This is a genomic window from Planctomycetota bacterium (assembly GCA_039182125.1).
GTDB lineage: Bacteria > Planctomycetota > Phycisphaerae > Tepidisphaerales > Tepidisphaeraceae > JBCDCH01.
Genome location: JBCDCH010000060.1, coordinates 1 through 23,596, shown reverse-complemented (window position 1 = coordinate 23,596; position 23,596 = coordinate 1). Strand labels below are relative to the sequence as shown.

Annotated in this window: 17 protein-coding genes; 9 read left to right on the top strand and 8 right to left on the bottom strand. The window is 64.1% G+C overall.

The annotated features are described in order from the left end of the window. Positions 1-135: 135 nt before the first annotated feature. Positions 136-894: a 2,3-diphosphoglycerate-dependent phosphoglycerate mutase gene (gene gpmA, locus AAGD32_14250; protein ID MEM8875406.1), complete on the bottom strand. Its 759-nt coding sequence runs from the start codon at positions 892-894 to the stop codon at positions 136-138. 39 nt (positions 895-933) lie between these two features. On the opposite strand from gpmA, the gene AAGD32_14245 reads away from it, so the two are divergent. From AAGD32_14245 to hrpA, 9 genes are all read left to right on the top strand, one after another. Continuing rightward, positions 934-1,206: a WXG100 family type VII secretion target gene (locus AAGD32_14245; protein ID MEM8875405.1), complete on the top strand. Its 273-nt coding sequence runs from the start codon at positions 934-936 to the stop codon at positions 1,204-1,206. A 125-nt stretch (positions 1,207-1,331) separates the two neighbouring features. Then, complete coding sequence (locus tag AAGD32_14240; GenBank protein MEM8875404.1) at positions 1,332-2,339, top strand: hypothetical protein; 1,008 nt, start codon at positions 1,332-1,334, stop codon at positions 2,337-2,339. Continuing rightward, positions 2,326-2,544 (top strand): hypothetical protein, encoded by a 219-nt coding sequence (locus AAGD32_14235; protein MEM8875403.1) that lies wholly within the window; start codon positions 2,326-2,328, stop codon positions 2,542-2,544. Before AAGD32_14240 ends, AAGD32_14235 begins: the two co-directional genes overlap by 14 nt. A gap of 28 nt (positions 2,545-2,572) precedes the next feature. Continuing rightward, complete coding sequence (locus AAGD32_14230) at positions 2,573-6,433, top strand: FtsK/SpoIIIE domain-containing protein (protein ID MEM8875402.1); 3,861 nt, start codon at positions 2,573-2,575, stop codon at positions 6,431-6,433. Between the two features lies 1 nt (position 6,434). Next, positions 6,435-7,577, top strand: coding sequence for a hydrolase (locus tag AAGD32_14225; GenBank protein ID MEM8875401.1), 1,143 nt, complete (start codon positions 6,435-6,437; stop codon positions 7,575-7,577). Positions 7,578-7,587: 10 nt separating this feature from the next. Then, positions 7,588-8,703, top strand: coding sequence for an arginine N-succinyltransferase (locus AAGD32_14220; GenBank protein ID MEM8875400.1), 1,116 nt, complete (start codon positions 7,588-7,590; stop codon positions 8,701-8,703). A 128-nt stretch (positions 8,704-8,831) separates the two neighbouring features. After that, the gene (locus AAGD32_14215) at positions 8,832-10,217 is read left to right on the top strand and encodes an aldehyde dehydrogenase family protein (GenBank protein MEM8875399.1); all 1,386 of its coding nucleotides are present in this window, start codon (positions 8,832-8,834) and stop codon (positions 10,215-10,217) included. Next, positions 10,214-11,542 (top strand): N-succinylarginine dihydrolase, encoded by a 1,329-nt coding sequence (locus AAGD32_14210; protein MEM8875398.1) that lies wholly within the window; start codon positions 10,214-10,216, stop codon positions 11,540-11,542. Before AAGD32_14215 ends, AAGD32_14210 begins: the two co-directional genes overlap by 4 nt. 19 nt (positions 11,543-11,561) lie before the next feature. Further along, positions 11,562-15,398 (top strand): ATP-dependent RNA helicase HrpA, encoded by a 3,837-nt coding sequence (gene hrpA, locus AAGD32_14205; protein ID MEM8875397.1) that lies wholly within the window; start codon positions 11,562-11,564, stop codon positions 15,396-15,398. Between the two features lie 103 nt (positions 15,399-15,501). On the opposite strand, the gene AAGD32_14200 is transcribed toward hrpA, so the two are convergent. The 7 genes from AAGD32_14200 to AAGD32_14170 all read right to left on the bottom strand — a co-directional run. Continuing rightward, on the bottom strand, positions 15,502-15,981 hold the full coding sequence (locus AAGD32_14200) for a DUF59 domain-containing protein (protein MEM8875396.1): 480 nt from the start codon (positions 15,979-15,981) through the stop codon (positions 15,502-15,504). After that, a complete protein-coding gene (locus AAGD32_14195) occupies positions 15,971-17,626 on the bottom strand; it encodes a SufS family cysteine desulfurase (protein MEM8875395.1) in 1,656 nt (551 codons plus the stop codon). The genes AAGD32_14200 and AAGD32_14195 overlap by 11 nt, the downstream gene beginning before the upstream one ends. 100 nt (positions 17,627-17,726) lie before the next feature. Next, positions 17,727-18,272: a hypothetical protein gene (locus tag AAGD32_14190; GenBank protein MEM8875394.1), complete on the bottom strand. Its 546-nt coding sequence runs from the start codon at positions 18,270-18,272 to the stop codon at positions 17,727-17,729. Positions 18,273-18,307: 35 nt separating this feature from the next. Beyond that, positions 18,308-19,669, bottom strand: a complete 1,362-nt coding sequence (sufD, locus tag AAGD32_14185; protein MEM8875393.1) for a Fe-S cluster assembly protein SufD — start codon at positions 19,667-19,669, stop codon at positions 18,308-18,310. Positions 19,670-19,758: 89 nt separating this feature from the next. Then, a complete protein-coding gene (gene sufC / locus AAGD32_14180; protein ID MEM8875392.1) occupies positions 19,759-20,523 on the bottom strand; it encodes a Fe-S cluster assembly ATPase SufC in 765 nt (254 codons plus the stop codon). A 185-nt stretch (positions 20,524-20,708) separates the two neighbouring features. Beyond that, positions 20,709-22,205 (bottom strand): Fe-S cluster assembly protein SufB, encoded by a 1,497-nt coding sequence (sufB, locus tag AAGD32_14175; GenBank protein MEM8875391.1) that lies wholly within the window; start codon positions 22,203-22,205, stop codon positions 20,709-20,711. 154 nt (positions 22,206-22,359) lie between these two features. Next, the coding region (locus AAGD32_14170; GenBank protein MEM8875390.1) for a hypothetical protein at positions 22,360-23,596 on the bottom strand (1,237 nt) is incomplete at its 5' end.

Genomic DNA, 23,596 nt, shown 5'->3' with positions numbered 1-23,596 from the left:
GGTGTTTTTGTTGTGGTTTCTCCTCGGGTTCCCCCCGCGCGCCGCGGTGGCTTCTCGCCTCTTTGGGGGTTTTAATTTTCCCGCCGCCGGCCCCCCGCTGCTACCCCCCCGGGCTGCGCTGGGGATGACGTTGCTCTACTTACTCTTTCCCTGCGCCGCCACGGCCGCGGCCTTCGCCGCGATCGCTTCCTGGTCACCGAGGTAGTAGCTCTTCACCGGCTTCAAGTCCGCGTCCAGCTCGTACACCAGCGGCACGCCCGTCGGGATGTTCAGGCTCACGATGTCCTCGTCGCTGATTCCGTCAAGGTACTTCACCAACGCTCGCAGCGAGTTGCCGTGGGCGGCAATGAGTACACGCTTGCCCGCCTTGATCTGCGGCACGATGTTCTCGTACCAGTACGGCATCACACGCTCGACCGTGTCCTTCAAACACTCGGTGTACGGCAACTGGTCGCGCGGCACGTCGTCGTAGCGGCGATCGTGGTGCGGGGCGCGTTCGTCGTCGGCTTCGAGCGGCGGTGGCGGCGTGTCGTAGCTGCGCCGCCAGATCAACACTTGATCATCGCCGTGCTTCTCGGCAGTCTCGGCCTTGTTCAAACCCTGCAGCGCGCCGTAGTGCCGTTCGTTGAGGTGCCAGTCACGGACGACGTCGATCCATGCCAGATCCATCACGTCGAGCACTTCCCAGAGCGTGTTGATCGCCCGCTTGAGACGGGAGGTGTAAGCGATGTCGAATGTGTACCCCTCGTCCTTGAGCAACTGCCCGCCGGCGCGTGCTTCCTCGCGGCCCTGCTCGGTGAGTGGCACGTCCGTCCAGCCGGTGAACTGATTGCTCTTGTTCCACTCGCTCTGGCCGTGGCGGGTCAACACGATCTTGTATTTCGTCTCGGACATGTCCGGGCATGCTAGACGCCAAACCGTTACCCTGCACGCATGTCCCAAGCCATCGTCGACCCTGGGGAGTTGCGTAAGTTCGCCAAGGACCTCGCCCGCTTCAACCGTGACCTCGAATCGCTCGTCGGCGCCGTTCACGGCCGGATGCGCAACCTCGAAAACACCTGGCGTGACCAGGAACAACGCAAGTTCTCCGACGCGTTCAACGACACCGTCCGCATGCTGGCGCGGTTCGTCGATCAGTCCGAGCAGCATGTTGCGTTCCTGAACAAAAAGGCTGAACTTGCGGAGGAGTATTTGAAGGGTCGTTAGCTTCGTCCTCACAGTGTCATCCTGAGCGCAGTCGAAGGATCTCTTCGTGCTCGGGAGTGGAGTGGCTGGCGTAACCGAAGAGATACTTCGACTGCGCTCAGGATGACACGGCAGGGCAACCCACCATGCACGACCAGGCAGATGTTCGTTCATTCCAGGCCCTCGAAGCGCTGCGCATCGCGCTTGTGAAGTTCGCCGACACGGCAGCATCGGCGGTGGAATCGACCGAGGGGGTCGGCAATGAAACGCTGCACTGGCTTGAGAATCAGGCCGGCCATTGGAAGGCCGAAACCCGCAAGGCCCGCGAGTGGTCCGAGCGCGCCAAGGACGCCTATCGCCAGAAGATTTACTTCTCCGACGCCACCGGTGCGAAGCAGAGCGCGATCGAAGAAATGATCGACATGCGTAAAGCCGCCGCGCGGGTCGAGGTTTGTGACGACAAGTCCCGCGCCACCGCACGCAACAAGCCGTTGATGCGCCGCGAGATCGACCAATACCGCGGCTCCACCGGGCGACTCAAGGGCATGCTCGACCGGGAGATTCCCGTCACGCTCGCCAAACTCGCCCAGGCCATCCAAAACCTCGAGGCCTATGCCGCGGCGAAGTCCGAGCCGATGACTTCCCGCATCGACGGCCCACCACCGAGCATGGCGAACCACGCCACACCGACCGATTCTGACGGTGCGCTCCCCGACGCCGCGACACTCCGGAAGCGGACGCCCAAGCCACAGGTCCGGCGCAAGGCCGCGCGATCGTCTGCGGTGCCGCCGTTGCCGGACGTGCCGCCCGACGCCCGGGAAGCGGCGGCGCGGTTGCTCGAAGACGACCCGCCGGGCCGGTACGACGCGCTGACCCTCGCGTTGACCGGCGACGAACCCGCGCTGTACCTCGAACGTCTAACACCCGCCGACGATGCCGACACCGGCTGGCACGTCGGCCCGGCCACGGCTGAGCCCGGCACCGCGCCGGTCGTGACCCTGACCCACGGCAAGCTCGCGGCCAAAGCGCCGCACCTGGCCGAACTGCTGCGGTTGCCGGTCGGTTCGTGCGTCGTCAGCAGCGGCGGTGCCGTGTGCCGCATTGTCGACCCGCTCGGCCGGGTGATCTGGGAGGACGCCGATGGCGATCGCTGACAGCACCGCACAACTCAACCAAGCCGCGAAGGACCTGCAAATCCACTGGCTGCAAACGCGTGAAGTCTGGCGTGACGGCTTGGCGGACCAACTCGAGTCCGAGATCATCGAGCCGTTGCTCGCCTCGGTCCGCACCGCGACCGATGCGATGAACCGTTTGCAGGAGGCCGTTCACCAAGCCCGGCGTGAGTGCGACGAGGATTAAGACGGCGACTGATGTAAGGTAGATGCAAGTGGACCCGCACGAGACACCCCCGACCGATCAGCCCGACCGCCGCACCCAACAGCGCGAGGCACTCGGCACCCTGGTTCGACTCGCCGACAGTTGCGCCGAGATCGAGCAGGAACTGGAGAAAAACCGAACCGACATCGAACGCCGCACGAGCCGAGAGTTCACGCAGGCGGAGTCGATGCTCAAGCAGCGCTACGACAAGCTGCGCAAGACCGTCGCCGAGCGACGCAAGGTCGACCTCGGCACGGTCGACGCCAAGTACAAGAAGGAAGCCGCCATCCTCGAAGGCGAAGCGGACGCCACCCGCACGTCGCTCAAACGCAAGTACGGCAAGTCTCGCAAGAAGCTCGATCAAGAACACCAGGACGCCAAGTGGCTCGCCGAGTCGGTCCGCGACGCCGACGTAAATCGTGCCGAGGAGGCCTACCACGCGATCGACGAAGCGCTCGAAGACATCGAGAAGCAAGTCGCCGAATCGACCGAGACGGCAGCGGGTCTTGCCGACCGGTATGGCCGCAAGATGCCTGGCCTGCCAGATGGCGAACCGACAACGGAACCCAACGGCAAAGCGTCGGAGAACATCGACGTCGTCACCGACACACTCCAGAAACTCGAATCCGCGAAGCTTCCCCGGCTGTTCGTCGACGTGACGCCGTGGATCATCGGGTTTCTCTTACTCGTCGCGGCGGCGATCGTGTCGCAGGTCATCCAAGTGGGTACCGATGGCGGGATCGAGCCGTTGCTGCGGACGACGCCAGACCCGGTGTTCATGGGCAGCATCGTCGGTGGGACGTTCGTCGCGGTCCTGGCGTTCGGCTTCGTGATCAAACGCTGGGCCGATCAACGTTTCGATGCCGGGCTCGCGACATTCGCCGAAGCATCGGCGGTCACGCTTGGTAGCGCGAAGGCGGAGCGCACCGCGGCCGACGACACCCGGAACATCGCCGTGGCCAAGGCAAAAGCCGCATTCGCCGCCGAGCTCCGCACCCTCGAAGAGCAGTTCGCCCCCAAGCGTGCCGCGATCAAAGCTCGCCATGCCGAAGCGCGCCAATCCGCCGACAACGAGCACAAGCTCCGCCTCGACAAACTCAAGGCCGAACGGCAAGCCGGCCATGACGAGTTCAACGGCAAGTGGGACGCCAAGCTCGCCGAGATCGACGCGACCCACGACGGCGACCTTGCCCCGGTCATCGCCAAGCGCGACAAGATCCTCGGTGAGTCCGGCGGCACCTACACCCAAGGCCGGGCGAAGCTCGAGAAGGACTGGGCCGAGGCGTTGTCGATCACACAGACGATGGCGGCCGAGTCCGACGCACCGGAGTTCGCGGCCATCGAGGATTGGCGGAGCTGGCAACCGTCGACGACGTTTAGCCCGACGGTGCGATTCGGCCAGATGCACGTCGACCTGAACAGCCCCGAGGCGTCGGACACCCTGCCGATGCCCGAGCCGTACGACGTGCCGGCACTCTTGGCATTCCCCGATCACGCGAACCTTCTCCTCAAGCACGAGCCGGCCGGGCGCGCCGCGGCGGTCGACACCTTGCGTTTGGTAATGCTCCGGCTGCTCACGTCGCTGCCGCCGGGACGGGTGAACTTTACGCTCATTGACCCGGTGAGCCTCGGCGAATCGTTCGCAGGCTTCATGCACTTGGCCGATGACGACGACGCCCTCGTCGGCGGGCGCGTCTGGACCGACGCGGACCAGATCGATCGGCAGCTCACCGACCTGACCGAGCACATGGAGACGGTCATCCAGAAGTATCTGCGTAACGCATTCGCGACGATCGACGACTACAACGAGCAGGCCGGCGAACTTGCCGAGCCGTACCGGTTTCTCGTCATCGCCGATCTGCCGACCAACTTCTCCGAGGCTTCGCTCAAACGGCTCAGCAGCATCATCTCCTCCGGCCCGCGCTGCGGCGTCCACGTCGTCGCCGCCCTCGATGTCCGCCAACCGTGGCAGGCGTCGACGACGTTGCTCGAAGACCTGGAGAACGGCTCATCGGTGTTGATCCATGACGACGAACAAAGCCGCTTCCGTTGGGACGACGACGTGTTCGGCCGATTCCACTTGACACTCGACACGCCGCCGGATGACGCCCAACTCACCGACGTGCTTGGTGTCATCGGACGGGCCGCGAAGGATGCGAAGCGGGTCGAAGTGCCCTTCGAAACGATCACGCCCGAGACGCTCTGGACCGGCAACACGGCGCGAGACGTTGGCGTTGCCGTCGGTCGATCGGGCGCGACACGCATTCAGCACTTCCGCTTCGGCCGGGGCGTGGCGCAGCACGCGCTCATCGCCGGCAAGACCGGCTCGGGTAAATCCACGCTGCTCAACGCGCTCATCTGCAACCTCGCCCTGCAGTACCCGCCCGACCAACTGGCGCTCTACCTCATCGACTTCAAGCGCGGCGTCGAGTTCAAGACCTACGCCACCCACCGCCTGCCCCATGCCCGCGCCGTCGCCGTCGAATCTGATCGCGAGTTCGGCTTGTCGGTCCTTCAACGACTCGACGAAGAGATCGCCCGCCGCGGTGACCTGTTCCGCGATGCGGGCGTGCAGGATCTGGCCGCGTTTCGCGAGGCGAAGCCGGACGTCGAGATGCCACGCATTCTGTTGGTCGTCGACGAGTTTCAGGAACTCTTCAGCGACGACGACAAGCTCGCGCAGGAAGCGGCGTTGCTCATCGACCGCCTCGTCCGTCAGGGTCGCGCCTTCGGCATGCACGTCGTGCTCGGCAGTCAGACGATCGCCGGCGGCGCGGGGCTGGCCCGTTCGACGCTCGGCCAGATCGCCATCCGCGTTGCCCTGCAAACCACCGAGAACGACAGCCGACTGATCCTCGGTGAGGACAACACTGCCGCCCGCCTGCTGACCCGGCCCGGCGAGGCGATCTACAACGACGCCGGCGGCGCGATCGAGAACAACAGCCCGTTCCAGGTCGCCTGGCTTCCCGATGCGGAGCGCGATCAGATCCTGCGGCGGCTGACCGAGCGTGCCGACGACGAGCCGCCGCGCGAGCTGGCCGTCTTCGAAGGCAACGCCCCGGCGGACCTCGCCGACAACGTGGAGCTCAAGGGCGAGCCGGTGCGTCAAGCCGTGGCGTACATGGGCGAAGCGGTCGCGATCCGACCGCCGACGCATTTTCCCTTCCGTCGACAGGTCGGCAGCCACCTGCTCGTGGTCGGGCAGCAGGACGAATCGGTCGCCGCGCTGATCGCCTCGACGGTGGTGAGCCTGCACCACACCGCCGAGGGTGCCCGGATGCTCGTGTGCGACGGAACGCCGACCGATGCGTTGCTGCACGGCCTGACCCGCTCGGTCGCGCAGGCCGTCGGTGCCGACGCGGAGTTCGCAGACTACCGCGCCTTGCCCGACGTCCTGGCCGACGCCGCCGATGAAGTTCGCAATCGTGCCGACGGCGATGCTGCCCCGCCGCTGTTCGTGATCATTCACCAACTTCAACGCTTCCGCGATCTGACCAAACACGACGAGTTCGGCAGCAGTTCCGCCTTCTCCAGCATGCTCGGCGACGACGATGCCGCGAAAGCCGACCCGCCGGGCAAACTGCTGCTCGAGATTCTCCGCGACGGTCCGCCGGTCGGCGTGCATGTCATCGCAACCGTCGACACCTATGCAAGTCTCGAACGCCGGCTCGGCCGCGAAGCCCTGCGCGAGTTCGACGGTCGCGTGCTCTTCCAGATGTCGGCCAACGACTCGTCGGTGCTCATCGATACCCCCGCGGCAAATCGCCTCGGCTTCTACCGCGCGTTGCTCTGCAGCGAAGAGCGCGGCACCCAGGAAAAGTTCCGCCCCTACGCCGTGCCCGACCCCGCGAAGCTGCCGCATATCGTCTGACATGTCCACCGCCGACGAGCTGGCCGATCTCACGATCGCGTGGTCCAACATCAACAGCGGCACCGACCACGCACTGGGCGTGCGCGCGATGGCCGAGACGGCGGTCACGCAGTTCGAGCCGCTCGCGGACGAGGTCGAGTGGCACAGCCTCCCGCCGCGCGAAATCGTCACGGCTCACGGCCAGATCGAGCAGTTCCCGGTCGGCCCAGCCGTTGTGCTGAGCAAGCGCGGCACCGGCCCCGCCGTCCTGCTCAGCGGCCATCTCGACACCGTCTTCCGCAAAGACTCCGAATTCCACACCGCACGCCGAGACGCTGGCAAGCTCTTCGGGCCCGGCGTCGCCGATCTCAAGGGCGGACTCGTCGTCATGCTCCACGCGCTGCGCACCGCCGATGTCGGTCTGCCGTGGACCGTCGTGCTCAATCCCGACGAGGAAGTCGGTAGCCCGTCGAGCACGCCGCTGCTGCATGAGTTGGCGAAGAAGCACGACGTCGGTTTCGTCTTCGAGCCGGCCGTCGACGGCATGCTCGCGGCCAACCGCGGCGGCAGCGGCAACTTCGACTTGGTCCTGCGCGGGAAGTCCGCCCACGTCGGTCGAAACTTCGACGACGGCAGCAGCGCACTGCATCTTGCTTGCGAGGCGGCGAGCCTTCTCGTCGGGCTCAATGCGGCGGACGGCGTCACCGTCAACATCGGCAAGATCGACGGCGGCGGACCGAGCAACGTCGTGGCCGACCTCGCGATCATCCGCCTGAATGTTCGCGTCGCCGACGCCGACAAGCAGGAAGGGTTCGAGAATGACCTGCGTCGACTTGCGCTGGTGCTCGGGCGGCGTGAGGGCATCACGGTCGAGTTGCACGGTGCGTTCTTCAGCCCGCCGAAGGTCGCGTGCGGACCGTTGATCGATCTGGTCACCGACTGCGGCCGCGACATCGGCGTGGACATCGGCACGCGCGACACAGGCGGTGTCTGCGACGGCAACAAACTCGCCGCCGCCGGCCTGAGGAACGTCGACACGATGGGCGTCATCGGGGGCGGGTTGCACAGCTTCGACGAATGGTGCGACGTCGAATCGCTGCGCAGTCGAGGGGAGTTGACGGCGGCGGTGCTACGCCGCATCGAACGCGACGGGCTGCCGTGGTAGGCTTGATCGCATGCCGTTGATCCGACCTGTTTGCCGTGCGGACCTGCCGGCGTTGGTGGACCTCGCCGTCCTCGCCAAGGGGCAGATCACATCACTGCCGACCGATCCGGACGAACTCGCCCGCAAGATCGATTCGAGCCAACAAGCCTTCGCCGCCGACGTTCGTAAGCCCGGCGGCGAGACGTATCAGTTCGTCCTACTCAGCGACGAGGGCGACGTCATCGGCACCGCCAACATCGTCAGCAAAACCGGCGGCTTCCAACCGTTCTACAACTACCGCCTGGTCCGCGAACGCTTCCGCTCGGAACAACTCGACGTTGACAAGACCGTCCGCTCGCTGCACCTGATCGAAGAGCACGACGGGCCGGCCGAGGTCGGCGGTTTGTTCCTGCACCCCGACGCACGCGGCGGCGGCAACGGCCGCGCGCTCTCGATGGCCCGCATGCAACTCATGGCCCACGCGCCCCACCGCTTCGACCCGCGCGTCGTCGCCGAGATCCGCGGCAAGCTCCGCCGCGATGGGACAAGTCCGTTCTGGGACGCGATCGGACAACACTTTTTCGGCGTCGACTTCACCACCGCCGACGCGTTGTCGCTGGTCGAGAAGCAGTTCGTCGCCGAGCTGATGCCCGACCACCCGATCTACGTCGACATGCTCCCGCCCGAAGCCCAGGCGGTCATCGGCCACGTCCACGACAACGCGCGACCGGCGCGGCGAATGCTCGAAGGCGAAGGCTTCGCCTTCCGCGACCACGTCGACATCTTCGACGCTGGCCCGATGCTCGAGTGCGAGCTGCCGGACATCCGCAGCGTCCGCACGAGCCGCACGACGATCGTCGCCGGCATCATCGACCTCCCCGGCGAGCCGACGCACTTGGTCGCGACCGACGCGGTCAAGCTCATGGCGATGCCGAGCGTGATCAAGATGGACGGCGACGAGATCGTCCTGCCGCACCACACCGCCCGCATGCTCAACGTCGACGTCGGCCAGCGCGTCCGCTTCGCCCCGCTACGTGCCGAGGTCGACGCGACCCGCGAAGCAGCGGAAATGCACGACCCGTTCCAACGCACCATCGCCGTCGACGCCGAGGACGTTGTCACGACACGACCCCGCGAGATCGAATGAACCGCGTTGCGGAGCAACGCAGCTTTGCGTTGTAAGCACGCCTTGTCGAGCAACGCGACTCATCGCAAATCGACCTTGATCCGCATGGCTGCGTTGCTCCGCAACGCGGTTGCCGCGACGATACGCGCATGCAACTGACTGGTGAGAACTTCATCGACGGCGCGTGGATCGCGGGCGACGGCGCGCCGACGGTGTCGGAGAATCCATGGACCGGTGACGCGGTCCTCGAAGTACGTTCGCCGCTTGACCGGAAGGCTCGGATCCGTTGCTGGAACGCTCCGCTCGAAACACGCATCGAGATGCTACGCCGCTTCGCAGAGTTACTGACCGAGCGGAAGGACGAACTGACCGGCCTGATCCGTACTGAAGTCGGCAAGCCGACGTGGGAGGCGACCCAGGAAGCCGGGGCGTGCATCGCCAAGATCGAGCTGACGATCGACGCGCTAGCCGAACGCAGATCCGACGTCGAACTGAGCAACGGACGAATCACCTACGCCCCGCTCGGCACCATCCTCGTCATCGGCCCGTTCAACTTCCCCGCCCACCTGCCCAACGGTCAGATTGCCCCAGCACTGCTTGCCGGCAACGGCGTGATCTTCAAGCCGTCCGAACTCGCCCCCGCCTGCGGCGAGTTCATGGTGCGCACCTGGATCGACGCCGGCGTACCGCCGGAGTGTCTCGCACTCGTGCAAGGCGGCGGCGACGTCGCGAGCGATCTGCTGGACATCGCCGACGGCGTCTGCTTCACCGGCGCCTACGACACCGCGATGCGTATCAGCCAACGGCTCGCGACGGCTCCGCACGTGGTGCGCATGTTCGAACTTGGCGGCATCAATCCGATCGTCGTCGGCCGGGTCGAGGACGTCGACGCGGCAGCGCGATTAATCGTGTTCAGCGCGTTCGTGACCGCCGGTCAGCGTTGCACGTGTGCGCGGCGGCTACTTCTTTCACCCGATGCGCCGCCGAACCTGCTTGAGCGCGTGGTCGAGCTCTCAAGCAAACTCACGATCGGAGACCCGGCCGACGACCTCTTCGCCGGCCCGCTCATCACGCCAGCTGCGGCAGAACGGTTGCTCGCGCGCTTCGGCGAGCTCGGCGACCCATTACTCAAACCTGAACGTATCGGTCGAAGCGGACTCACTCCAGCAATCGTCGAATCAAGTCGGACGACAAGCGAAGAATGGTTCGGACCTCTGCTCAAGATCGAAAGGTGCGTTGACTTTGACCATGCGTGCCACCGCAGCTTTGCCCCCTACCGATTGAGCGCATCGGTGCTGACTGATGAGGCGACGCAGTGGAAGCATGCTCAAGAAACAATGCCCAGCTTCGGCATCTTCCACCACAATGCCCCGACCGTCGGTGCGGCCGGCCGCATGCCCTTCGGCGGGCACGGTCACTCCGGCAATGGCCGACCCGCCGGCTTCTTCGCCATCGACGCGTGCAACGTGCCGATCGCATCGCTGGAGAACCCGACGATCACCCCGCCGGACTTGCGGTTACCATCGGACGCGTGAGTGACTTTTTCGAAGTGAACTTCGACGGCATCGTCGGCCCGACGCATAACTACGCCGGCCTTTCACCCGGCAACGTCGCGTCGATGAAACACGCCAACACCCCGGCCCATCCGCGGTCCGCCGCGTTGCAGGGACTGGCGAAGGTCAAGACGCTGCACGAGCTGGGCGTGAAGCAGTGCGTGCTCCCGCCGCATTCACGTCCCGAGCTGCGCGTGCTCAAACGTGCAGGGTTGTCCGGCTCCGAGCAGGACATGATCTACGAGGCCGGCCTGAACCACCCCGAGCTTCTCGCACAGGCCTACAGCGCTAGCGCGATGTGGACCGCCAACGCCGCGACGATCACCGCCTCGCCCGACGCCAATGACGGCAAGCTCCACCTCACCCCCGCCAACCTCGTTAGCACGCCCCACCGCGCGCTCGAATCCGAGCAGACCGAGGCGATCCTTCAGCAGGTCTTCGCCGACGCCGAGCAGTTCGCGATCCACGAACCCCTAGACCCCGCGATGCCCGATGAAGGTGCGGCCAACCACACCCGCCTCTGCGTCGACCACGGCGGCCCCGGGCTCAACGTCTTCACCTTCGGCTTCGACGACACCGACGTCTCGGCCCCGACGCCCGACCGTTTCCCCGCACGCCAGTACCGCACCGCCAGCGAAGCCGTCGCCGACGCCCACGGCATCTCATACGCCGCGTCGGCGTTCGTGCAACAGAATCCCCACGCCATCGACGCCGGCGTCTTCCACAACGACGTCATCTGCGTCGGCCATCGGAACGCGCTGCTCGTTCATCAGGACGCCTTGCTCCACGAACGCGGCGTCATGGAGAAGCTCATCGAAAAGTTCGAGAAGCGATGCGGCGGACCGCTGCGAATCGTCATGATCGGACGCACGATGCTGCCCATCGAACACGCCGTGTCGTCGTACCTGTTCAACAGCCAGATCGTCGACCTGCCCGACGGGAGCATGGCGCTCGTTCACCCGACCGACGTGCTCGACGACGTGCACGCGTCGAAGGTCGTGAAAATGGTGCTCACTGACAAGACGAACCCGATCACACGGGCCGTCGCGGTCGACGTGCGGCAGTCGATGCGCAACGGTGGCGGCCCGGCATGCCTGCGCCTGCGCGTGCCGATGAGTGAGGGCCAGTTCGCCGCCGTGCATCGCGGGGTGAAGTACACGCCCGCCCTCCACGCCAAGCTCGCCGAGGTGATCGAGAGCAGGTACCCCAAGACCGTCGTGCCGATGGACCTGCAGGACCCCGGCTTCGCGGGCACCGTCCGGGCGGCGACCGAGGCGGTGTATCGGGTTCTGAATCTGGAAATGTGAGAGCCGCGTAGACTCCCGCGTGGCCGACCCGTCGGAACAACTTCTGGGGCGCACGATGCTGCGCGACCGGTATCGGCTGACCAAGTCGCGCGACGTCGACAGCATCCTCGAAAGCGCCGCCGAAGCCGAGCGGCGCGGCAAGCTCGTGCCGGACATCTCGTACCCCGACGAGCTGCCCGTCAGTCAGAAGCGTGACGAAATCGCCGCGGCGATTCGAGAGCACCAAGTCGTCATCATCGCCGGTGAAACCGGTAGCGGGAAGACGACGCAGCTGCCCAAGATCTGCCTCGACGCCGGCCGCGGCGTGTACGGCACCATCGGCCACACCCAACCCCGCCGCATCGCCGCCCGCAGCGTTGCCGACCGCATCCGCTCCGAGCTCGCCGCACCGATCGTCGGCTACAAGGTCCGCTTCACCGACGAGACCGGCCCGGAAACGTTGGTCAAGCTGATGACCGACGGCATCCTCCTGGCCGAGACCCAGCGCGACCGCTTCCTCAATCAGTACGACACGCTCATCATCGATGAGGCACACGAGCGCTCGCTCAACATTGACTTCCTCCTGGGCTACCTGCACCGCCTGCTCCCGCAACGCCCGGACCTGAAGCTCATCATCACGTCGGCGACCATCGACGTGCAGCGGTTTTCCGAACACTTCGGTGATGCGCCGATCATCGAAGTGAGTGGGCGTACGTACCCCGTCGATGTGCGGTATGACCCGCTGACCGATCCGGACGAGGAAGACGAAGACGGTGAACCGATCGATCAGGCGATCCTTCGGCACTGCCGCGAACTCGCCCGCGAAGCACCTTCGCCGAACGACGCCGACACGCTCGTGTTTCTCACCGGCGAACGCGAGATCCGCGAGGTCGCCGACACGTTGAGCAAGGCGCAACTTCCGAACACCAAAGTGCTGCCGCTGTTCGCCCGCTTGTCCGGTGCGGACCAGATGAAGATTTTCAAGGGAAGCAGCAAACGGCGCATCGTGCTCGCGACGAACATCGCCGAGACGTCGCTAACGGTGCCGGGCATTCGGTACGTCATCGACCCCGGACTCGCGCGGATCAGTCGGTACTCGACGCGCTCCCGCGTGCAACGGTTGCCGATCGAGCGGATCAGTCAGGCGTCGGCCAACCAACGGGCCGGGCGTTGTGGGCGGGTGTCCGACGGCGTTTGCGTGCGGCTGTATTCGGAGGATGACTTCAACAGTCGGCCCGAGTTCACCGAGCCGGAGGTTCTGCGGACAAACCTCGCGTCGGTGATCTTGCAGATGATGACATTGCGGCTGGGCGAGCCGGAGGCGTTCCCGTTCATCGACCCGCCGGACTATCGGCAGCTGCGCGAGGGGTTCAAGGCATTGCAGGAACTGCAGGCGCTCGACGCCCGCCGCAGGCTCACGCCGACCGGCCGCAAGCTCGCCCGCTTGCCGGTGGACCCGAAGATCGCCCGCATGGTCCTAGCCGCGGCCGAGTGGAACTGCGTGAACGAGGTGCTCGTACTTGCCGCCGCACTGAGCATACAGGACCCGCGCGAGCGACCGCTCGACAAGAAGGAGAAAGCCGACGAAGCCCATGCCAAGTTCGCCGACCCCGCCGGCGACTTCCTCAGCCTGCTCAAACTCTGGAACGAGTACCGAACCATCACCCGCGAACGCAGCGGTAACCAGGCCCGCAAGTGGTGCGTGAAAAACTTTCTCTCGGTCCGCAGGATGCGTGAGTGGAGCGACGTCCAACGCCAGCTCCGCGAGATCGCCCACGAGCTGCGCATCCGCGGTCACCGCGAGCCGGCCAAACCCGAGCACATCCACCGTGCCCTGCTCGCCGGCCTCGTCTCCAACATCGGCGACCGCAACGCCAACGGCACTACCCAGCACGAGTATGCCGGTGTGAACGGCCGACGCTTTTTCATCTTCCCCGGCTCAGCGTTGTTCGACAAGAAGCCCGCGTGGGTCATGGCCGCCGAGCTGGTCGAGACCGCCCGGCTATATGCGCGCACCGTCGCGCCGATCGACCCGGAGTGGGTCGAGCACGCGGCCGAGCATCTCGTGAAGCGCTCCTACACCGATCCGCAATGGGACACCCGGCGACAGTCGGCGATCTGCTTCGAAAAGGTCACGCTCGGCGGCCTCGCGATCATCCCCAAACGCTGCACCGCACTCGCGCCGCACGACCCGAAGACCGCACGGCAGCTCTTCATCCAGCACGCGCTGGTCGACGGCGACTTCGAGACGGGTGCAGCGTTCTTCAAGCACAACGCGGAACTGGTGCGTGAGCTGCAGCTGATGCAGAGCAAGACGCGCCGGCGCGACATCCTCGCCGGGCCGGAGGTGCGGTACGACTTTTACGACGCGAAGCTGCCGGCGAGCGTGGTCGATGCGGTCGCGTTCGAGCGATGGCGAAAGGACGCGGAGGAAACCGATCGGCGTGTGCTATTCATGTCGACGGAGGACCTACTGCTTCGGTCGGCGGACGATCTGCCGACAGCGCTGTTCCCCGACACGATCACCGCCGGCGATGTCGAGTTGAAGCTGCGATATCGCTTCGACCCCGGCCATGTCGCCGATGGGGTTACGGCGAGAGTTCGACTCGCCGACCTGCACCGCGTCGACCCGCGGCGGCTGGACTGGCTGGTGCCAGGACTGCTCGAAGAAAGATGCGTCGACCTGATCCGCACACTGCCCAAGCCGCTGCGGGTGCAATGCGTGCCCGCCCCGCAGTTCGCGGCAAACGCCGTTCACTGGATGGACTATGGCGTCGGTGATTTCTACGAGGCCTTCGCCAAATCGCTCGGCAAACAGTCAGGCACGACCATCCCGCCCGACGCGTTCGACCTGACCAAGCTCGCGGACTATCTGAAGATGAACGTTCGCGTCGTGAACGAAAAGAACAAACCGATCGCGCACGGGCGCGACATCCGCGCGTTGCAGAAGGCACTCGTTGGCGAAGCGCGGGATGCGTTGTCGAGTTTGCCGGACTCGCCGTGGATTCGGGATGACGTGACAGTGTGGGATTTTCCGGACCTGCCCGATCGCGTCGAGTTCAAGCACGATGGCCGCACCATTCAAGGGTTTCCGGCGATCGTCGACGAGGGTGACGCGGTGTCGTTGCGGCTGCTGGAGTCCGAGGCAGCGGCGAGGAAGACGACACGCGAGGGCGTTCGGCGGCTCTTCGCGTTGGACTATGCGCGTGAGCTTGAGTTGCACATGGGCGACGTGCCTGGCATCGACCGGATGGCCGTGCAGTTCACCGCGCTCGGTGGCGGGCGTCGGCTCAAAACCGAACTTGCCCGCGCAGTGGCCGACAAGCTCGCGCGTGACGATCCGCGTGAGATTCGCAGTCGTGCACAGTTCGAGGAAGCGCTCGAGTCGGCGTGGAACCGCTTGCGACCCACGACTGAAGCAATCGCGCGGACCGCCGCCGACATTCTGGATCGCTACTACGAAGTGCAGCAGAAGCTCAACGGCAAGCATTCCGTCCTGCTGGACGAATCACTCGCGGACATGCGCGAGCAGTTGATGCACCTGATGCCCGCGGACTTTCTTACGGCGACGCCAGTCGCGTGGCTGCCGCATCTGCCGCGGTACCTGCGGGCGATCGGCGTGCGGCACGACAAGCTCGCCAACGCCGGGCTCAAGCGTGACCTGCGCCAGATGGCCGACGTGCGGCCCTTGTGGGAGGCGTACCTACGCATTCCCGAAGACGCCGACCCCGCGGTCGTGAACGGCATCCGCTGGCACCTCGAAGAACTACGCGTCCAACTCTTCGCCCAGGAACTCGGCACCTCAGTGAAGGTCAGTCCGCAACGCATCGGCAGCGCGATCGAAAGCACCGGCGCACGCATCGCGGGTTGGGGTTGAACAACTCTGGGTGCCATCACTCGGCCGAAGGCAGAGTGATGCCGGCTAAGACGCCCGCAGCATCAGTCTGGCTCCGCCCGACTGATGGCACCCGGAACGATTGCTACAACATGCCAAGTTCGAGCAGGGCTTCCTCGCTCATCATCTGCTTACCCCACCGAGGTTCCCAGACGAGCTGAACGGTGGCGGAGTTCACGCCGTCGACACCCTTGATCGCGCGTTCGACTTCGCCGGGGAGTTCGCCAGCAACGGGACAGGCCGGGCTGGTTAGCGTCATATCGGCGTCAACGTGGCCGGCGTCGTCGAGGTCGAGACGGTAGATCAGGCCCAGGTCGTAGAGGTTGATCGGCAGTTCGGGGTCGAACACTTGCCGCAGGGCATCGATGATTTTCTCGCGCAGCTGACGCTTCTCGGGGGTGAGGTCGTCGAGCGCACGATCGATGAGTGACTGGCGATTGAGCGGGTTCTCACTCTGGGTCGGCGGTTCGGCCTTGAGTTCGGCGAGCTTGGCGTCGGAGGCATTGATGACGCCGAGCGACTTCACGCTGCCGGACGGTTTGTAGTCGTCGGATTTACCGGGCATGCGTCACCTCGTCTGTCATTGCGATGGCGTCGGTGCGGATGCGGTTGATCATGCCGGCCAATCCGTTGCGTCGGCCCATCGAGAGGTGCGCGTCGAGGCCTATCTTCTTGAGGAAGCCCGCGACGTCGAACGCAAGGATCTCCTCGGCCCGCTGGCCAGCGAAGAGTTTTTGGAGCAGGCCGATCAGACCGCGGACGATGTGTGCGTCGGAGTCGGCTAGCAGGTCAAGCCGTTCGTCTCGCTTGCGGGTGATCAGGTGCACCGTGCTCATGCAGCCGTGGACCTTGTTCTTCTCGGTCTTCTCGTCGGCCGGCATCGGCGGGAGCTTGTCAGCAAACTCCAGCACATACTCGTCCGGCTTCATCATGTCCGCGACCAGCTCGAAGTCCGCCGCGAGCACATCCGCCGCGTCCTGCACGGAACCCGCCGTCGCCTCCGGCCCAACCAACTCAACATCCGACTTTGCGGCTGCGGCGGAGCCGCCCGCGTGATCCGCCACGATCTCCCGCACCGCCTCCACCAACATGTCCACTTCTTCCGCCGTGTTGTAAATCGCAAGCGACGCCCGTGTCGTCCCCGGGATCCCGAGCCGATCCATCACCGGCTGCGTGCAGTGGTGTCCCGTCCGGACAGCGATGCCGCGCTTGTCCAACGCGACGCCGAGATCGTAGCTGCTGACCGTCTCGTGGACGAAGCTGACGACGGCTGCCTTGTGCGGGGCGTTGCCGATGATGCGGATGCCGTCGATGTCGAGCAGGCCGGCCTCGCAGCGGACGCGGAGCGATTCCTCGTGTAGCGCGACATCGGCGAGATCGTGTTGCGTGAGCCAGTCGATCGCCGCCGCCATACCGATCGCGCCGGCAATGTGCGGCGTGCCGGCCTCGAACTTGTTGGGGATGGCGGCGTAGGTCGTTTTCTCCCAGGTGACGGTTTCAATCATGTCGCCGCCGCCGTGGTACGGACTCATGGCGTCGAGTAGTTCGCGTCGGCCCCATAGCACGCCGATGCCGGTCGGGCCGTAGAGCTTGTGGGCGCTGAAGGTGTAGAAGTCCACGCCGAGGTCTTGGACGTCGGTCGGAGCGTGGGCGACCCATTGGGCGCCGTCGACCATCACGACCGCCCCGTGCTGCTTCGCAGCGGCCGCAAACTGTTTGATCGGATTGATCGTGCCGAGGGAGTTGCTTACGTGCGGGATGCTCACGACCTTGACGCCGTCGAGCATTGACTCGAACGCGTCGGCGTCGAGGACGCCATCGTCGTTCATTGGGATAACTTTCACTTCCGCCCCGGTCGCCTCGGCGGCGAGTTGCCAGGGGACGATGTTGGAGTGGTGCTCCTGCGCTCCGAGCAGGATGACGTCGCCGGCCGATAGGTTCGCCCGGCCCCACGACGCGGCGACGAGGTTCACCGCCTCGGTCACGCCGCGGACGAAGATACATTCGGCGGTTTCAGGGGCGTTGATGAACTTGGCGACGGTCGCGCGGGCGGCCTCGAACTTGGTCGTGGCGCGTTGGCTGAGCGTGTGGACGCCCCGGTGGACGTTGGCGTTGTCATGGCGGTAGTAGTCCGCGATCGCCTCGATCACCGCCTCCGGCTTCTGCACCGTCGCGGCGTTGTCGAAGTAAACCAACGGCTCCCCGTTCACCCGCTCAGCGAGGATCGGGAACTGCGTGCGAAGTTGGATGGCGTTGAAGGCGATGCGAGAGTTTATGCTCGAACTCAGACCGATTTTCGACCGATCGTACTTACGAAAACCAACTCGACTCGATTTCGACCAACTGCCATTGGTCGTCCCGGAACTCGTAGATTGCAGTGAGTCCGTCAGAAGCCAGCGGACCTCCGTATCGCGTAAAGCTGACGCGCGCTTTGGTTTCGTTAATCCAATCCTTCACAGACACATGGTGGATATAAACTCTCTTACCGGTTTCCGGATCTTCAACGCCGCGAAATCGATTCTTGGACTCCCTCTCACCAACCTTCGGACGTCTTGCTTGGGAACCTGGTCGAAGATCTAGATTCAGATCGTCAAAGCGGCCGAGAAATACCGCCGAGGGATCGCCAGCATCAGGCCCAAGGCTAACAAATACCGTTTGGCCTATAGCGTCGTCACCTGACGGCAGCCACTGGCGCAGCACATGACTTAGAAGCGATGCTTCGACCCGATCGGGTTGATACACCGCGGGAGCAGGTCGAGTCGATGTCTTGGGACTTTCCTGGGCGACTGCGATACAACTGGCTACGCCAAGTAAAGCGAGGGTCAGGCAGGCCGAAAGCTTGAGGGTGTTTCGCACTACGACATCGTAACCGCAACTAATGGCTGACAAGACTAGTAAACCACCTCATCCGTATCCTCCGCCAGTTCCTGAATGCGGAAGTCGGTCGGTAGGCCATGCTGTTTGGCCATGAAGTCTTCGATCCGTGCCCGGACCGGTTCGACCTTGATGCGGCGGGTCACGTCGGCGGCGAAGGCGTAGGTGAGCAGACGGCGGGCCATGTCGGCGTCGACGCCGCGGCTGTTGAGGTAGAACAACGCACCCTCATCGAGCGGGCCGGTCGTGGAGCCATGGGTGCATTTCACGTCGTCGGCATAAATCTCCAGCGCCGGCTGGCTGTTCATCTGTGCGTCATCGGAAAGCAACAGGCTTCGGCTGTTCTGGACCGCGTCGGTCTTCTGGGCTTTTTGATCGACGTAAATCTTGCCTTTGAAGATGCCGGTGGACGTGTCGTCCATGACGTGCTTGTACAGCTCGTAGCTGGTGCAGTTCGGCTCGTTGTGGCGGAGCAGCGTGTGGTTGTCGATGTGGCGGTTGTCGGTGCCGATGACGACGCCGTTGAGCGTGGCATGGACGCGCTCGCCGGCGAGGGTGCAGTTCACGTCATTGCGCGTGAAACTCGCACCGAGGCAACCGGCGTGGTCAGCGAAGTTGGAATCCTCGCCAAGCGTCACTTCCATGGTTGAGATATGGGCGGCCTCGGCCGACTCTTGGTTGAGCTTGACGTGGTCGAGTCTGCAGCGGTCGCCAGTGAGAACCTCGACAACGGCGTTGGTGAAGTAGTTGCCGGTACCGACGTACTTCTCGACGAGGGTCGCATCGACTTCATCCTCGGCAATGACCAAGACACGCGGCGAAATGAGTGCCGGGCTGTCGGTGGTCTGGATGAAAAGAATGTTGATCGGTTTATCGAGCGTTGTGCCTCGGGCAAATTTCAGGTAGGCGCCGTCATGAAGAAACGCGTTGTTGAGCGCGACGAACGGATTGGCGGTGATGTCGGCGAGCGTGCCGAGGACGGTTTCGGCTTCCTCTGGAACATCGGTGAGCCGGCCGATGGTCACACCCGGCAGATCAGCAGTCCGGGACAGGTCGGCGTCGAAGCGTCCGTTGACGAAGACCAACTCGGCGGCGACTTCCTTCTTGAAGCTGTAATCGTCACAAATCGCCTTGCCGTCACCGTCGGCGGCAAGGCCGTAGTCGGTCGAGCGGACCGTGCGGAGCTTCGCGTGGGAGTGTCGCCACGCTTCTTCGATACGACCGGGGAAGCCGACCTCGGCGAAGCGATTGCGACCGCGTTCTCGCAGCGCGGCGATCCACGGCGCGACCGCCGGTGTCTCGGCGTCGAACTTCTCGGCCAACTCGACGAGTTTGGCGTGTTCGGCGGGCTTGGTCGTGCGGGTGGGCTGGGTATCCATCAACGTCATCGTAAGTGCTCCGATTGGTGCCGGCTTCGAGGCCGGCAGATGAGATCGCATCTCTTGAGATTCCGTGTCCGATCCGCCGATCAAGCGGACGCCAACGCCTCTTTCTCGACCCAGTCGTAGCCCTTGTCTTCGAGTTCTTGGGCGAGTTCAGGGCCGCCGGTCTTGACGATGCGGCCGGCGAGCATGATGTGGACCTTGTCGGGCTTGATGTACTCGAGCATCCGGTTGTAGTGAGTCACGACGAGGAAGCTGCGCTTGCCGTCGCGCATCTTGTCGGCGGCGCCGGCGACGGTTTTGAGGGCATCGATGTCGAGGCCGGAGTCGGTCTCGTCCATGATGCAGAACCGCGGGTCGCAGACGGCCATCTGGAACACTTCGTTCCGCTTCTTCTCACCGCCGGAGAAGCCTTCGTTGACGGCACGGTTCATGAACGAGTCGTCCATGCCGAGCAGTTGCATCTTCTCACGGACAACTTTGAGGAACTCGACGGCAGAGAACTCCGGCTTGCCCTGGTGCTGACGGATCTCGTTCACCGCGGCCCGGAGGAAGTAGCTGGTGCTCACGCCGGGGATCTCAACCGGGTACTGGAAAGCGATGAACATCCCCTCGCGGGCACGGTCCTCGGTGCCCATGTCGAGCACGTCCTTGCCGTCGAACGTCACCGAGCCCTCGGTGACTTCGTACGCCTCCTTGCCCATGAGGACCTGTGCGAGGGTGGACTTGCCCGAGCCGTTCTTGCCCATGATGGCGTGGACTTCACCCTCGTTGATGGTGAGGTCGACACCCTGCAGGATTTCGCGGCCAGGGATTTCAGCGTGGAGGTTTTTGATTTCTAGGAGGGGCATGATTGATCTCTAATAAGTTCCCTTGGTCGCAAGCCGTGTAGATTCGAATGCGATCAGTACCGCAATGAGAATCACAAGTGCGAAGAACCAATTCCGGTATTCGAACATGTACCAAGTTCCGAAGACGATGACCGACGGCGGTACGAAACATGCAGCGATCACCGACATTGGTCGCGGCGGCCTCTTCACCCAACCGAGCCTTCCAGACTCACGTCCAGCAACTTCCGTGCCTCGACGGCGAACTCCATCGGGAGTTCGTCGAAGACTTCCTTGCAGAAGCCGTTGACGATCATGTTGACGGCGTCGTCGAGTTCGATGCCGCGGCTGGCACAGTAAAAGAGTTGCTCTTCGCCGATCTTGCTGGTGCTCGCCTCGTGCTCGACTTTCGACGTGGTGTTGCGGACGTCGATGTACGGCTCGGTGTGGGCGCCGCACTGGTCGCCGATGAGGAGGCTGTCGCACTGAGTGAAGTTGCGGCTGCCGGTGGCGGCTTTCTGGATCTGAATGAGGCCGCGGTAGGTGTTCTGGCCGTGGCCGGCGGAGATGCCCTTGGAGATCACCGAACTGCGGGTGTTCTTGCCGATGTGGATCATCTTCGTACCGGTGTCGGCCTGCTGTCGGCCGCGGGTCAGGGCGACGCTGTAGAACTCGCCGACGGAGTTGTCGCCCTGCAGGATGCAGGACGGGTACTTCCAGGTGATGGCGGAGCCTGTCTCGACCTGGGTCCAGGTGATCTTGGAGTTGTCGCCGACACACTTGCCGCGCTTGGTGACGAAGTTGTAGATGCCGCCCTTGCCAGTCTCCATGTCGCCGGGGTACCAGTTCTGAACGGTGCTGTACTTGATCGTCGCGCCTTCGAGGGCGACCAGTTCGACACACGCTGCGTGCAACTGGTTCTCGTCCCGCATCGGGGCGGTGCAGCCTTCGAGGTAGGAGACGTCGGCCCCCTCCTCGGCGATGATCAGGGTCCGCTCGAACTGTCCGGTCTTCGCTGCGTTGATGCGGAAGTAGGTGCTCAGCTCCATCGGGCAACTCACGCCCTTGGGGATGAACACGAACGATCCGTCGGTGAAGACGGCCGAGTTGAGCGTGGCGTAGTAGTTGTCCCGGTACGGGATGACGGTGCCGAGGTACTGACGGACGAGTTCGGGGTGTTCCTGAACGGCCTCGCCGAAGGACATGAAGATGATGCCGTGCTTGGCAAGCTCGTCCTGGAAGGTCGTCTTGACCGAGACCGAATCCCAGACGGCATCGACGGCGACGCCACGCTTTTTCAGGCGTTCCTCGACTTCGGACTCCGACTCTTGAATGCCGAGTAGCGCCTTACGCTCATCGACGGGGACGCCGAGTTTGTCGAACTCGGCGAGGATCTCCGGCTCGACCTCGTCGAGGGAACCGTACTTCGCCTTGGGCTCGGAGTAGTAGATCGTGTCCTGATAGTCGATCGACGGGTAATGAAGCATGCCCCAGTGATGAGGCTCGGTCATCGTCTGCCAATGACGAAACGCCTTGAGCCGCCAATCGAGCAGCCACTGCGGCTCTTTCTTCTTGGCCGAGATGAAGCGGACGGTGTCTTCGTTGAGCCCCGGAGGCGCGGAGTCGGCTTCGATGTCGGACACGAAGCCCCACTCGTACTCCTTGGTTTCGGCGTATTCGGCGAGTTCGGCGTCGGAGATGGGCATGGCAGTTCTACGTTAATCAGACTCGAAAGTTCACTTACGACTGAAAATAGTAGGCGTCGCCGCGACACGGTTTCAACAACGGCGCAGCGGAATCGTTTAGTGAATCATGACCTGGTCGGCGGCAAATGTCAGCGCCAAATCTTCGGACCTGTTGCTACACGGCAACGCCGAGGACTTGATCGGCGGTTGCTTCTTCCTTGCCGCAGATCAGCTTTCGATCTTCGGACTCGCCCTTGAGTCGGCGGTAGAAGTCGCTGAGGCTTTCGTCGCCGAAACGCTCTGCCGCAAAACGTTGCAGGAGCGGCCGGAGGATGGCGTTGACCTCACCGATGGGCACGTCGGCCGCGAACAGATCGGCAATGCGATCGCCCGACAAACCGCCCCCGACGAACAGGTGGTACACGCCCGGCTTACGACCGACCAAGCCGATGTCCGCGTTGTAGGGCCGGGCGCAGCCGTTGGGGCAACCGGTCATCCGCACGGTCATCGGCACGTTGAGCAAACCCAACGGCTCAAGCTCGGCCTCGAACGCTTCGATGAACTTTGGCATCGCCCGCTCCGCGTCCGTCAACGCCAACCCACAAGTCGGCAACGCGACACACGCCTGGTTGTACCGCCGGGCACCGCTTAGCGTTTCGACCAGCGGCAGCTGGTGCTCGTTGAGAATCGCCTCAACCCGGTCGGCCTGCTCGGGCGTGAGATCGGTGAACAGGATCGACTGCGCCGGCGTGAGCACGACCTCAGGCCGAAGCTCACTGACGATCTTGCGGAAGGCGGTCTTGTACTCACCGACGATCCGGCCGCTGGGGATGTAGACGCCGACCCACTGCTTGCCATCGCCCTGCTCGTGTCGGCCGAGGTGGTCGAACTGGAACGGCCTCGGCGTCTCGCGCGGATCCTCGGCTTCGCCAAAACGCTTCTCGAACTCAGCCCGGAACTTCTCGACACCCCAGTCCTCAAGTAGATACTTGATCCGAGCGGCCCGGCGTTCCTCGCGGTTGCCGTGGTCACGGAAGATCGCCACGACCGTGCGCATCGCTTCGACCGCACGCTCCTTCGGCACGAACACGATCGGCGACGCGATACGCGCGATCGTCTCGGCTTTGTTGTGGGTCATGCCGAAACCGCCGCCGACATTCAGGTTGTACCCGAGCGTCTTGCCATTCTCGGTGATGGCCAGCAGCGACGCGTCGTTGGTGTAGGCATCGATGGAGTTGTCGGTGTCGAGCGCGACGCCGATCTTGAACTTGCGCGGCAGGTAGCTGTTGCCGTAGAACGGTTCCTCAGACTCGGGCAAGTCGACCACCATCCCCGCACCATCGAGCGCCTGCTTTTCGCTGTTGAAGTACTTCTCGCCGTCGATCCAGATTTCGTGGTATGCACCGCTCTTG